The sequence below is a fragment of the Rothia nasimurium genome (assembly GCF_928391935.1).
Lineage (GTDB): Bacteria > Actinomycetota > Actinomycetes > Actinomycetales > Micrococcaceae > Rothia > Rothia nasimurium_D.
On sequence record NZ_CAKMTD010000002.1, the window covers coordinates 73422 to 85879 of the forward strand.

General features: G+C 62.6%; 11 protein-coding genes. 2 read left to right on the plus strand and 9 right to left on the minus strand.

What is annotated here, in order from left to right; translation table 11 throughout:
- Positions 1 to 508: 508 nt before the first annotated feature.
- Entirely contained in the window at positions 509 to 1552 is a 1044-nt protein-coding gene (gene adhP, locus L7A15_RS03630) for an alcohol dehydrogenase AdhP (RefSeq protein ID WP_237208792.1), read from the minus strand.
- Positions 1553 to 1705: 153 nt separating this feature from the next.
- On the opposite strand from adhP, the gene L7A15_RS03635 reads away from it, so the two are divergent.
- Complete coding sequence (locus tag L7A15_RS03635) at positions 1706 to 2728, plus strand: aminoglycoside phosphotransferase family protein (RefSeq protein ID WP_237208793.1); 1023 nt, start codon at positions 1706 to 1708, stop codon at positions 2726 to 2728.
- 116 nt (positions 2729 to 2844) lie between these two features.
- Here L7A15_RS03635 and lgt read toward each other — a convergent pair whose 3' ends face one another.
- From lgt to L7A15_RS03660, 5 genes are all read right to left on the minus strand, one after another.
- Positions 2845 to 3753 (minus strand): prolipoprotein diacylglyceryl transferase, encoded by a 909-nt coding sequence (gene lgt / locus L7A15_RS03640; protein ID WP_237208794.1) that lies wholly within the window; start codon positions 3751 to 3753, stop codon positions 2845 to 2847.
- Positions 3754 to 3764: 11 nt separating this feature from the next.
- Positions 3765 to 4613 (minus strand): tryptophan synthase subunit alpha, encoded by an 849-nt coding sequence (trpA, locus tag L7A15_RS03645; protein WP_237200741.1) that lies wholly within the window; start codon positions 4611 to 4613, stop codon positions 3765 to 3767.
- The gene (gene trpB / locus L7A15_RS03650; RefSeq protein WP_237208795.1) at positions 4613 to 5947 is read right to left on the minus strand and encodes a tryptophan synthase subunit beta; all 1335 of its coding nucleotides are present in this window, start codon (positions 5945 to 5947) and stop codon (positions 4613 to 4615) included. Before trpB ends, trpA begins: the two co-directional genes overlap by 1 nt.
- 94 nt (positions 5948 to 6041) lie before the next feature.
- Positions 6042 to 6869, minus strand: a complete 828-nt coding sequence (gene trpC, locus L7A15_RS03655) for an indole-3-glycerol phosphate synthase TrpC (protein WP_237208796.1) — start codon at positions 6867 to 6869, stop codon at positions 6042 to 6044.
- Between the two features lie 172 nt (positions 6870 to 7041).
- Positions 7042 to 7293: an HGxxPAAW family protein gene (locus L7A15_RS03660; protein ID WP_237187643.1), complete on the minus strand. Its 252-nt coding sequence runs from the start codon at positions 7291 to 7293 to the stop codon at positions 7042 to 7044.
- Positions 7294 to 7916: 623 nt separating this feature from the next.
- Between L7A15_RS03660 and L7A15_RS03665 the strand changes: the two genes are divergently transcribed.
- Entirely contained in the window at positions 7917 to 8489 is a 573-nt protein-coding gene (locus tag L7A15_RS03665; protein ID WP_237212280.1) for a hypothetical protein, read from the plus strand.
- An 84-nt stretch (positions 8490 to 8573) separates the two neighbouring features.
- On the opposite strand, the gene hutH is transcribed toward L7A15_RS03665, so the two are convergent.
- The 3 genes from hutH to hutI form a co-directional block, all read right to left on the minus strand.
- Positions 8574 to 10115: a histidine ammonia-lyase gene (gene hutH, locus L7A15_RS03670; RefSeq protein ID WP_237212281.1), complete on the minus strand. Its 1542-nt coding sequence runs from the start codon at positions 10113 to 10115 to the stop codon at positions 8574 to 8576.
- Positions 10116 to 10247: 132 nt separating this feature from the next.
- Entirely contained in the window at positions 10248 to 11267 is a 1020-nt protein-coding gene (gene hutG / locus L7A15_RS03675) for a formimidoylglutamase (RefSeq protein ID WP_237212282.1), read from the minus strand.
- A gap of 3 nt (positions 11268 to 11270) precedes the next feature.
- Complete coding sequence (gene hutI / locus L7A15_RS03680) at positions 11271 to 12458, minus strand: imidazolonepropionase (protein WP_237212283.1); 1188 nt, start codon at positions 12456 to 12458, stop codon at positions 11271 to 11273.

The window sequence follows — 12458 nt, forward strand, 5'->3', positions numbered from 1 at the left end:
TTTAGCCGCTCCCTTGCAGCATGTTTGGTCGGTGGGTGCTTCGCAGGCTCGGTGGAGCGCGTGAGCTAATCCTTGCCCGTGGTGGGGCTGATGATTCACCGTGTTCTACAGCCATGAGTTGGCGGCAGTGAACACAGCACCCATTCTGTTTGTCTTGAGTTACGTCTGTGTAAATTTATACGCACCTGAGAGTAAGTTTTCAACAGGTTACCCCCGGGGAGTGTTTAGACAAGTACCGAAGAAACGGCTGTAATGCCTGATTTTTCAAGGGAAAGCGAAAAATATAGGACTAGACAGGCACTTATTAGGTCATGAATAAATGTCGTAATTATTCATCAGTGGGCGTGTCACAGTGGCACCTGAGTGAAACACAAAAGCAACAATTAGTATCATATTTTGAGATTTTGTGTTTCATAGTGAGATTACCGGGGGTAAGCAAAAGGCCCTGCACCGAAGTGCAGGGCCCTCAGCCTACCCCGTGCGGGCAGGTACTAGGTGGGGTGCGAGCTTACTTGGTTGCCCCGGTAAAGTCGAGCACCATACGTCCGTTAATCAGGCCGGCGTGCATTTCATCGAAAATTGCCTGGGCGTCCTCAACCGGGCGGAGCTGAACCACGGGCTTGACCCGGCCCTGGGCGCCGAATTCAAAGGCTTCGACCAGGTCCTGGCGGGTACCCACCAGGGAGCCCTGAACCTTAATGCCGTCGAGCACCAGACGGGGGATGTTGAGGTCCATGGATTCGGTGGGCAGGCCAACGGCAACTACGGTGCCACCGGCGCGGACGGAATCAACGGCCTGGTTGAAGGCGGCCTTGGCAACAGCGGTGACGACGGCGACATGGGCACCTACCCCGTCGGTGGTCTTCTTGATTTCTTCAACAACGTCCTCAACATTGGCGGCGTTGATGACGACGTCGGCGCCGCTGTCCTTAGCCAGAACCAGCTTGTCTTCGTTGAGGTCAACGGCAATGACCTGGGCGCCGAAGACGTTCTTGGCGTACTGGACGGAGAGGTTGCCCAGGCCACCTGCGCCGAAGCAAACAATCCACTGGCCGGGGCGGACGCCGGATTCCTTGACGGCCTTGTAGGTGGTGACGCCTGCACAGGTAATGGAGGTGGCCTCTACGGGGTCGAGGGCGTCGGGCACCTTGACGGTGTAGTCGGCGTAGAGCAGGGTGTATTCGCTCATGCCACCGTCTGCGGTGTAGCCTGCGTTGATGACGGAGCGGCAGAAGGTTTCGCGGCCACTGGTGCAGTATTCGCAGTAGCCGCAGCCCTTGAAGAACCAGGGGACGCAGACGCGGTCGCCTACTTTGAGGTGGTCGACGCCGGGGCCGACTTCGGTAATGACGCCGACGCCTTCGTGGCCGAGTACGCGGCCGGGCTTTTCGCCGAAGTCGCTGGCTGCGACGTGGAGGTCAGTGTGGCAGATACCTGAGTATTCAATCTTGGCGAGGACCTGGCCGTGGCCTACCTCGGGAACCGGGAGGTCTACGATGTCGACGGTGCCATCGAGACGTTCAGAGACTACGACTGCTTTCATGGTTGCCATGGTTTATCTCCTAGGGGAGTTCATTGTGTCTGGTGTTGTGGCTCACTTAAAGAATAAACCTGACAGGTGGCTCCTTGCTAGGGGGTTTTTGATTTTTCTTCTCTGTTACGGTGCCGCCGCCCCTAAGCACACCTGGGTGACTACACTGAAAACATGAATGAGCAGAATCCAGTTGTTACCGCCCCCACTCAACGTGCCACCTGGGCAGACCTCCCCCGCCCCGTCCAGGTGTGGGTTGAGGAAGAACTCGGTGGTAGCGTCGTAAGCTCGGAGTCACAAAGCGGCGGGTTCAGCCTGGGCACAGCAGACCGTCTTGTCACCGCAAACGGGCGTAGGGCTTTCCTCAAGGCTGTTGACGCTCAACTGCACCCTGGCACAGCTGACCTCCACCGTAAGGAAGGTCTGATCACTTCTGCTTTTCCCGCCACCGCCCCAATCCCGGCCGTCCTTGCAACCCGCAATTTTTCCGGGTCGGACGGCACAGGTTGGGTTGCCCTGCTCCTGGAAGATATCGAGGGGCGGCACCCGGAAAATCCCTGGCAGAAAGAGGAGCTGGCCGCCGTTTTTCGGGCCTTAGAGAGCATGAGCCAGGTTCCTGTTGACCCAAGGCTCAACCTGCCGGCCACCGAAGCTGACCTGACCGAGGAACTCATCTTCTGGCATCAACTCGCCCAGGGTGTAGCCCTAGAGCACCTGGTCTATGTTCAGGGCACTGATTCCTACCAGCAGCTGGTGCAGCTACTGCCCTTGATCAACCAGAAGGCCGCCGAGTTTGCTGCCTTTGTGGACGAGCACCTGGTTGCCCATCTGGCAGGTAGCTCCTATGTGCATACCGATTTGCGGGGTGACAATATTCTGATTCGCCCCACCGGCGAGGCTGTTTTGATTGACTGGCCCTGGGCAACGGTGGGCAATCCCCACTATGACGTCGCTTCTGTCGCAACGGACGCCCTGATTGCCGCCCCTAGCCTGAGCCTCACCGAGGTAAGGGAGCTGATTCCGGCGTCCGGGCGCCCTCCCCTTGAGTTTTTGAAGGCCAATGTCATCGCACTAGCGGGCTACTATCTCTACGCTTCGATGCAGAAGCCCAGCGAATCAACCAACGCGTCTCTGGTGAATATGCGGGCCCACCGCGCCGCCGCCCTGCTGACCAGGCTGGCCCAGGGCGAAGAATAATCTGCGCTTAATTCTAAGACCCCCTCCATTCTCTCTTCACCCCCTCAAAAATCAAGGGGGTAAAGAGAGAACGGAGGGGGTCATGTGGAGTTCTGTGGGCTAGAACCCGGGGGCTACTACCTGCCTGTACGGACGGACGCCGGGGCGGGGTCGTCCGCGCCGGGCACAACAGCACCCTGCATGTAGGCGCCAGGCAGCTCCCCGCGTCTACGCGCTCGTAGCCCCATCAGGGCAAACATGACGATACCCAGCAGGAAGATCGAACCGGACGTCCAGACGTGAATACGGACGCCCAGCAACATCTCAGCAGTATCAATCCGCAAGAAGGTCTCAATCATCAGGCGGCCAAAACCGTACCAGACAACATAAGTCCAGAAGACCTGCCCCAGCTGGAAGATACCGCGACGCCCCAGGGCAAGCAGCAGGGCCGCACCCAGGAGGTTCCACAGGGACTCATAGAGAAAAGTCGGGTGGAAGAGGGTGCCTGCCGGGTACTGGTCGGGGAAATTGGGCGAGGTAGCCGAAATTTCCAGGCCCCAGGGCAGGGTGGTGGGCTTGCCGAAGAGCTCCTGGTTGAACCAGTTGCCCCAGCGGCCCATAGCCTGGGCGATCATGATGCCGGGGGCGGCGGCGTCCGCGAACTTAGCCAGCGAAATCCCGTACCGGCGGCAGGCGTACCAGGCACCCAGGCCACCGACCGAAATTGCGCCCATAATGCCGATACCGCCCTCCCAAATCTTGAAGACATCAAGCGGGTTGGCGCCCTCACCGAAGTAGGAGCCGGGGTCGGTAATCAGCACATGGTAGAGGCGGGCCCCAATAATGCCGGAGGGGATTGCCCACATGGCAACGTCCCAGACGCGTTCGGGGTCTTCACCCCAGGCAGCCCAGCGGCGGCCGGTCAGCCACATGCAAACCACAATGCCCGCCAGTATGCAGAGGGCATAGAAGTGGATAGTCAGGGGGCCCAGCTGGATGGTTGAGATGGACGGCGAAGGAATAGAGGCAAGCAGAGTGGAAGTCATAAGCCCCTACCCTATTCGCGGCCAGCCAGCTGGCGGGTCAGGGCGCCGACGGCTGCCGGGCCACCCTCAGCCAGGGCCTTGACCAGGGCGGTACCCACGATCACACCGTCGGCGTAGGCCCCGATTTCTTCAACGTGCTCGCGCTTGGACACGCCCAGGCCCACACAGGCAGCGGGGGCACCGGCAGCCCGCAGGTCAGCCACCAGGGTTTCAGCAGCGGTGTTCACCGAGGAACGGGCCCCGGTCACGCCCATGACGGATACAGCGTAGACGAAACCGCTAGAGGCCTGAGAAATCAGGGCAAGACGCTCGGGGGTAGAGGAGATAGCGGCCAGGAAGATGCGGTCTAGGCCGTGCTTCTCAGAGGCTTCAAACCAGTCAGCTGCTTCGTCGGGCACCAGATCGGGGGTGATTAGGCCAGCGCCACCGGCTGCTGCCAGTTCCTCAGCGAACCGGTCAACCCCGCGTCGCAAAACGGGGTTCCAGTAGGTCATGACCAGCACGACGGCGTCGGTGGCGGCGGTAATCTCGCGTACCGCACGGAAGAGGTCGTCGGTGCGGAAGCCCTTGTCAATGGCTTCAACGGTGGCCCGCTGAATCACGGGGCCGTCCATGACCGGGTCTGAGTAGGGCAGGCCGAGTTCAATAATATCGACCCCGTTGCGGCCCATCTCAATCGCGGCCTCAATAGACTCATCAACACTGGGGTAGCCCACCGGCAGGTAGCCGATCAGGGCGGCCCGGCCCTCAGCCTTGCATTCGGCCAGGCGGGCGGCCAGCTTGGAGTCGGGGTTGGGGGCGGGGAAGCTACCCTTGCGTACCGAGTAGCGGGCCTCGTCCGTAAAATCGATGTGGCTCATTAGGCACCCTTGCTTTCGTTCTGTGTGGCTGTTTCTGCGGCGGCTTCTTTGTTGCCCACGTTCAGGCTGGTTGAGGGAATAGCCTTGCCCAAACCGAACCAGGTGAGGGCGGTTTCCATGTCCTTATCCCCTCGGCCGGAGAGGCACACAATCATGGACTTTTCGTGGGCAGTGGCGGGGTCTTCTGCCGCCCACTGGCGGGCGACGCGCAGGGCCCCGGCCAGGGCGTGGGAGGATTCGATGGCGGGGATAATGCCCTCGGTGCGGCAGAGTAGGCGCAGGGCGTCCATGGCTTCGGTGTCGGTGACTGCCTGGTAGTCGACGCGGCCGATGTCGGAGAGGTAGGCGTGTTCGGGGCCGACGCCGGGGTAGTCGAGGCCCGCTGAGATGGAGTGGGATTCGATGGTTTGGCCGTCGTCGTCCTGCATGAGGTAGGTGATGGCCCCGTGGAGCATGCCGGGCTTGCCCAGGGAGATGGTGGCTGCGTGGCGGTCGGTGTCGATTCCATCGCCGCCGGCTTCAAAGCCGTAGATTTTGACGTCGGCGTCATCCAGGAAGGCGTGGAAGAGGCCGATAGCGTTGGAGCCACCGCCGACACAGGCTGCGATGCCGGTGGGCAGGGTGCCGGTTGCTTCAAGGAACTGTTCGCGGGCTTCTGTGCCGATGGCGTCGTGGAAGTAGCGCACCATGGCCGGGAAGGGGTGGGCGCCTGCTGCGGTACCGAGCAGGTAGTGGGTGGTATCGACGTTGGAGACCCAGTCGCGCAGGGCCTCATTGATAGCGTCTTTAAGGGTGCGGGAGCCGGTCTGCACGGCAATGACGGTGGCACCCAGCAGCTGCATACGGGCGACGTTGAGGGCCTGGCGTTCGGTGTCTTCTTCGCCCATGTAGACCACACATTCCATGCCGAAGAGGGCGGCGGCGGTGGCGGTGGCTACGCCATGCTGGCCTGCGCCGGTTTCGGCAATCAGGCGGGTCTTGCCCATGCGCTTTGCCAGTAGGGCCTGGCCGATGACGTTGTTAATTTTGTGGGAGCCGGTGTGGTTGAGGTCTTCGCGCTTGAGGAAGAAGCGCACTCCCCCGGCCTCGGCAGATAGGCGGGGAACCTCGGTCAGCAGGGAGGGGCGGTTGGAGTATTCGGCTGATAGGCGGCGGAACTCGGCGAGGAATTCGGGGTCGTTTTTTGCCTCGTTGAAGGTGGCTTCGAGCTCGTCCATAGCTTTAATCAGGGATTCTGCCATGTAGCGCCCACCGTACTGCCCGAAGTAGGGGCCGGGGGCGTTTTTGAGGCTCTGGCCTGCTGCCAGGAATTGTTCTGCCAGGGTTTCGGTCATGGGGTTTCCCTTCGGTGGGCTGGTCTTAAAGTTTGTGGGTGAGGGGCGGACGGCTGGGCCTGCCTTTCCTCACAGGGGGCAAGGACGCTCGGGGTTAGGCAGGGGCAGAGCCCAGCCAGGTTTTGCGGGCCTGGCTACCGGCGGCGCGGAAGTCCCGCAGGGTTTCGGTGGGGGTGCCAGACTTGACCAGGGCCTCACCCACCAGCACAGCCTTAGCCCCATGGGCGGCGTAGTCGGCGACGTCCTGGGGGCTGGCAACGCCCGACTCAGCCACGATGATGGCGTCCTGAGGTAGCAGGGGGGCTAGCTTGCTGAAGTTGGCGTTATCGACCTCTAAGGTCTTGAGGTTGCGCACGTTGACACCCACAATGCGGGCGCCCACAGCAACAGCCCGTTCGATTTCTTCGGGGGTGTGGGTTTCGACCAGGGCGTTCATGCCGAGTTCGTGGGTGAGGTCGAGGAAGCGGCGCAGGGTGTCGTCGTCCAGGGCGGCGACGATGAGGAGGATGAGGTCGGCCCCGTGGGCGCGGGCTTCATAGATTTGGTATTCGTCAACGGTGAAGTCCTTGCGCAGTACCGGGATGGTGACGGCGGCGCGGACGGCGTCGAGGTCGGCCAGGGTGCCCTTGAAGCGGCGTTCTTCGGTGAGCACAGAAATGGCGGCTGCTCCCCCGGCCTGGTAGGCAGCGGCCAGTTCGGCGGGGTCGGGAATGTCGGAGAGGGCGCCCTTGGAGGGTGAGGACCGTTTGACTTCGGAGATGATTTCGACGGTGCTTTCTGCTGCCCCGAGGAGGGCGGCGTGGGCGTCGAGGGCGGGGGCTGCTGCGAGCGCTCGGGCTTTCATGGTGTCGAGTGGGATGATGGCCTGGCGTGCTGCCATGTCTTCGCGGACGCCAACGATGATGTCGTCGAGTACGGTCATGGGTGCCCCTTTGTGGGTGTGGTGGTGGCTGTCTGGTGTGTTCTAGTATCTCGCAGGTGGTGGCTGGTGTGCCAGGTGGGTTCACCGGCTGAGAATATTTGGTTGGCTGGATACAGGGCGGGGCACCCGGCTGTGTGCTGGGTGCCCCGGAGGGTGTGACTCTCTTTGAGTCTTAGTGGTGGGTGTACTTGGTGTGCTTGCCGCCCTGGCCGTAGCCTGCTGAGCGGAGGACGATACCGGCGACAATGCCGATGGCTAGCACGGCCATACCGACGATGAAGATGGGGGTGTTGGCGAGGCAGAAGCCGACTGCGCCGATGATGGAGCCGACGGTCATGATGATGACCATGGCCCAGGAGGCGGTGGTGTTGCCGTGGTTGGGGTAGGGCAGGTCAGGGACCATCTCAACGGTCTGGTGTGCCATGTGAGTCTCCTTGTGGTGTGTGGGGTGCGCTGGTGTATGGGCCTAGGCGCACGGGTGCTTGGTTTCTATCTTAGGAGATGGGGGGTGAAAGTCTGAAATATTTAGGACGGTGTTGTGCCACCTTTGTGGGGTGGGCCTCATGGTGGGGTGGTCGGTTTTATACTGGGGTTGTCTTTTCACGATTATTTGGGGGTTGTATGCCTGGGGGTATGTGGTCGTTTCGGCCGGTTGTTGCTGTTGCTGTTGGGGCTGTGCTCTTAGTGTCGGGGTGTTCGGCGGGTAAGGATTCTGCAGCTGATGCTTCGCAGGGTGCTACAGCTCTATCTGTATCGGCAACTTCTTCACCGTCTGTGTCGGTGACCCCTTCTAGCGAGTCCAAGGTAGCTACTTCTGCTAGCCCGGCGGCTTCTGAAGCCACTTCTGCTACTCCAGAACCTGCGGGTGATGGCGCATCAGTTGCGCCTGATGTGGCATCCCCAGCTGAGTCGCCTGCCCCGGCGGAATCACCTGTTCAGGCCATTCAGCCTCCTGCGGTGAACCCGGCTGAGGCTGCCCCGGGTACCTCGTGCGGGCCGTCCTCAACGGGGGCCTCTACCCTAGTGGTGGCTTCTAACGGGACGGAAGTGACCTGCGACCAGGTACAGTCCATCTTTGCAGAGTTCAACACCACCTTCACCAGCGGAGATACCTCCAACTACCAGATTCAGGGATTTACTTGCCACACCAGGTCCCAGAAGGATGTTTTGGATGACGCACGTTCCGTCACTTGCACCCAAGGTGGTACGAGGCTTGAAGCTATGACGTATTATCCGCTGGGAGGAATTCCTGTGCAGACTCCCGCTGCATACCGAACAACACCAGAAGATATCGTCTTTACAACCGATACTATGTCATGTCGAATTTGGTCTGGTACTGCCAGCCATGTCAGTTGTTCTCTCACCTATCAGGGGCAGCCTAGTGAAGCTGTGTTCAGTGATACCTATATTTCACGTTCAGATGATAGTTTTGTACGAAATGCGCCGCAGATTCGTCCTGCACAGTCCGCGTCTATCACAGAACAGGGCAAATACCTGGGTGTCAATGAAACGATTAGTGAAGGCTCAGTAGCATGCATTAATCATGGGCAATCTGTTGAATGCGCCGGTGAAGCTTACTCAGGTTTTATCGTCAGTGAAAATAGTTTCCAAGTTAGATAACTGTTTAGGGGAGGCACTTTCCTGTGCCTCCCCATTATTGTGCCCACAGAAAGGGGCAGGGTTTTTTGCCCTGCCCCCTGCCTGTTAGTTGAGGGGCCCGGTGACTGTCTCGGCGGCAGCCAGCAGCTCACCATGAGCCACCAGCTCAACCGTGCGCTCAATTTCGGGTGAGAGGAAGCGGTCGGGGCCGGGGCCAGCGACGTCCTGACGCAGGCGCCCGATCACAGCGGCAGTTGCCGGAGAAGGGGTCTGCGGGGCCCGCAGGTCGATACCGCGGGCGGCGGTCAGAATCTCAATGGCCAGGACGCGGGTGAGCCCGTCCACTGCCTTCCGCAGCTTACGGGCAGCCGACCAACCCATCGAGACATGATCCTCCTGCATAGCCGAGGAAGGAATGGAGTCCACGGAGGCGGGCATGGCCAGGCGCTTGAGCTCCGAAACAATGGCGGCCTGGGTGTACTGGGCGATCATGTGGCCCGAGTCCACGCCGGGGTCGTCGGCCAGGAAGGGCGGCAGGCCGCGGTTGCGGGCAACGTCCAGGAAGCGGTCGGTGCGGCGCTCCGAAATGGAGGCGGCATCGGCTACGGCAATCGCCAGGAAGTCCAGCACATAGGCCACCGGGGCGCCGTGGAAGTTACCGTTGGACTCCACCCGGCCGTCCAGGGTCACCACGGGGTTATCGACGGCAGAAGCCAGCTCGCGCAGGGCAACGGTGCGGGCGTGTTCAATGGTGTCTCGCACAGCCCCAGCGACCTGGGGTGCACAGCGCAGGGAGTAGGCGTCCTGCACATAGGTGGTGACGTTCTCGGCGTGGTGCTGGATAATGCCGGAGCCTTCCAGCACCTTCTTCATGTTGGCAGCTGCTGCCCCCTGGCCGGGGTGGGGACGCAGCTGGTGCAGGTCGGGGGCAAAGACGCGGTCGGTGCCTGTCAGGCCCTCCACGCTCATAGCCGCAGCGACGTCGGCGAGCTTGACCAGGGCGTCCAGGTCGGTCAGGGCCAGCACCAGCATACCCAACATGCCGTCAGTGCCGTTGATGAGGGCCAGGCCCTCCTTTTCAGCCAGTTCAACCGGGGTCAGCCCGTACTTTTCAAAGGCGTCGGCTGTCTCGTAGAGCTGGCCGTCAGCGTCCCGCACCTGCCCCTCCCCCATGATGGCCAGGGCGCAGTGCGAGAGGGGGGCCAGGTCGCCGGAGCAACCCAGCGAACCGTACTCGCGCACTACCGGGGTCAGCCCGGCGGAAAGCATGTCAGCGTAGGCCTGGGCGACGACGGGGCGGACGCCGGTGCGGCCGGTTGCCAGGGTGGAGAGGCGCAGAAGCATGAGGGCGCGGATGACCTCGGTTTCAACCTCGGGGCCAGATCCTGCTGCGTGCGAGCGCACCAGGCCACGCTGCAGGGCCTGACGCATGTCCACTGGAATGTGCTTGTTGGCCAGGGCGCCGAAGCCGGTGGAGACGCCGTAGACGGGGCGGTCCTGGTTGGCGAGGTTGCGTATGTGCTGGCTGGATTTTTCGATTTCAGCCAGGGCTTCGTCGCTGATGGTGACGGCGGCCCCGTGGCGGGCAACTGCGACGAGGTCGGCGAAGCTGACGGGCCCCAGGCCGACGGTGACGGTGGTGGTCATGGTTTCTCCTTTGAAAGTGTATGAGGCGAAGCAGGCTCGCAGCGAAGCTGCTGGCTGCGGGGCTGGCGTGAATCGCTTGTGAGCGCTAGCGAACCAGCGAGAGGGTCGGCAGCAAGCGCGAGCCTGCGGAACCTAGAGTGTTTCTGAATCTGGAAGTGGCATATGCCGGGTCAGGGCGGTGTGGATGAGGCGGGCGGCGGTTTTGGCGGTGTGGCCGTCGATGTCGAGGGAGGGGTTGAGTTCGGCGACGTCGAAGGCTACGAGTTTGCCGGAGGCCGCTACCTGGCCGATGATTCGGTTGATGATGGCCGGGTCGACGCCAAGGGCAGCGGGGGCGCTGACGCCGGGGGCGACGGCTGCGGGCAGGACATCCAGATCCAGGGTGAGGTAGACCAGGTCGACGCTGGCAAGGAAGGTAGCGAGGAATTCGTCGAGGACGGCGGTGTTTGCCCAGGTCACTTCTTCGTCGATTAGGTAGGGAACCCCGTGGGTGTCGGCCGTGTCGAAGAGAGCCTGGGTGTTGGCTGCTTCTGATATGCCGATGACCGCGTAGGTGATCTGCCCGCCGGTTTCGGTTTCCCTGGCTAGGGCTTGGCTGAAGGGGGTGCCGCTGGTGGCGCGGTCGGCGGTGCGGAGGTCGAAGTGGGCGTCCAGGTTGAGAATACCCAGGTGGCTGCCGGTTTCTGCCTGCTGGCGGAGGGCTGAGGTGGCGACCCCCAGGTAGGTGCCGTAGGCGACTTCGTGCCCGCCGCCGAGGACGACCGGTAGGCTCCCGGCGTCGATAGTGGCGGCGACGGATTGCCCCAGGCGGTCCTGGCCGTCTTCGAGCTGGTCGTCCTCTACGAGGATATCGCCTGCGTCGGCTAGGGAGAGGTCAGCCCGCCGGTCACTGCCAAAGGCGCGGGCCAGGGCAATGGTTCCTAGGGCTGAGCGCAGGGCGGTGGGCCCTTCGGCGGCCCCGGTGCGGCCCTGGTTGCGGGCGACGCCTGCGTCTGAGGCAAAGCCGATGAAGACGGCGTCGGGTACAGGCCCGTCGAGGCTGTCGAGGCTGGTCAGGGGGCGAACCGCCTGGAATACCCGGCGGTGTTCGGGGCCGGGCCCGTCGTCGCGTCCGCTCCATGCCGGGGCGGGTCGGTCTGTTCTGATCTGCACGATTTAACCGTCCTTTCTTAGATCAACGACCAGTTGCCCGTCCTTCCAGACCCCGGCGACCAGGGGTACGCCGGGCCGGTAGGCCAGGTGCAGGTGGTTGGGGGCGTCCAGGGCCAGGACGTCGGCGCGGGCTCCCACGGTAATGGCACCGATGTCGGTACGCCCCAGGGCAGCTGCTCCCCCGGCGGTTGCCGCCCAGACGGCCTCGTCCGGGCTCATGTGCAGATCGCGCACAGCCAGGGCGATGCAGAAGGGAATGGAGGTGGTGAAGGAGGTACCGGGGTTGCAGTCTGCCCCCAGGGCCACCGTCACCCCGGCGTCCAGCAGGCGGCGGGCGTCAGGGTAGGTGCCCCGGGTCGAAAAATCAGCCCCGGGCAGCACGGTAGCCACCGTGGAACTATTGGCCAGGGCGTCGACGTCCGCGTCGGTCAGGTAAACCACGTGGTCCACGCTTGCGGCCCCTAGCTCAACGGCCAGCTGCACACCGGCACCGTAGGTCAGCTGGTTGCCGTGAACCCGCGCCTTCAACCCAGCTGCCATACCGGCCTTGAGCACGGCCCGCGACTCCTCCTCGTTGAAGGCCCCGCGCTCGCAGAACACGTCAATCCAGGAGGCGTAGGGGGCGCACTGGGGAATCATGGTGTCAATGACCATCTGCACATACTCGTCCTGCCGTCCCTGGTATTCGGGCGGGGCGACGTGGGCCGCCAGCAGGGTGACCTCGTCGGTGCAGGCTGCAGCCACCTGCACCGATTTCAGTTCAGATTCAGCTGACTGGCCGTAGCCGGTCTTCACCTCAACGGTGGTGGCCCCGCTGCGCCGGTACTCGGCCAGCAGGGAACGGACCCCCGCTTCCAGGTCAGCCGACGAGGCCGCCCGGGTCGCCGCAATGGTGGTGCGGATCCCGCCAGCCTCATACGGTTTGCCCTCCATGCGGGCGGCGAACTCAGCCGAGCGGTCCCCGGCAAAAACCAGGTGGGAGTGGGATTCCACGAAGCCCGGCAAGACGGCCCGCCCGGCCAGGTCGGTTGCCCGGTCGCAGGCCGGGGCCTGGCTGGCTGCGCCAACCCAGGTGATCCGGCCGTCCTCCATGACCAGGGCGGCGTTCTCAAGCACGCCGAGGGGGCCGCGCTCAAGGGCCGGGTCATTGGTGACCAGGGAGCCGATATTGGTTAAAAGGTGGCTGGTCAT

What these genes read in the sequence shown, in the direction of transcription:
- adhP (WP_237208792.1), bottom strand. Translation starts at nt 1,552, where the DNA reads ATGGCAACCATGAAAGCAGTCGTAGTCTCTGAACGTCTCGATGGCACC.
- L7A15_RS03635 (WP_237208793.1), top strand. Translation starts at nt 1,706, where the DNA reads ATGAATGAGCAGAATCCAGTTGTTACCGCCCCCACTCAACGTGCCACC.
- lgt (WP_237208794.1), bottom strand. Translation starts at nt 3,753, where the DNA reads ATGACTTCCACTCTGCTTGCCTCTATTCCTTCGCCGTCCATCTCAACC.
- trpA (WP_237200741.1), bottom strand. Translation starts at nt 4,613, where the DNA reads ATGAGCCACATCGATTTTACGGACGAGGCCCGCTACTCGGTACGCAAG.
- trpB (WP_237208795.1), bottom strand. Translation starts at nt 5,947, where the DNA reads ATGACCGAAACCCTGGCAGAACAATTCCTGGCAGCAGGCCAGAGCCTC.
- trpC (WP_237208796.1), bottom strand. Translation starts at nt 6,869, where the DNA reads ATGACCGTACTCGACGACATCATCGTTGGCGTCCGCGAAGACATGGCA.
- L7A15_RS03660 (WP_237187643.1), bottom strand. Translation starts at nt 7,293, where the DNA reads ATGGCACACCAGACCGTTGAGATGGTCCCTGACCTGCCCTACCCCAAC.
- hutH (WP_237212281.1), bottom strand. Translation starts at nt 10,115, where the DNA reads ATGACCACCACCGTCACCGTCGGCCTGGGGCCCGTCAGCTTCGCCGAC.
- hutI (WP_237212283.1), bottom strand. Translation starts at nt 12,458, where the DNA reads ATGACCAGCCACCTTTTAACCAATATCGGCTCCCTGGTCACCAATGAC.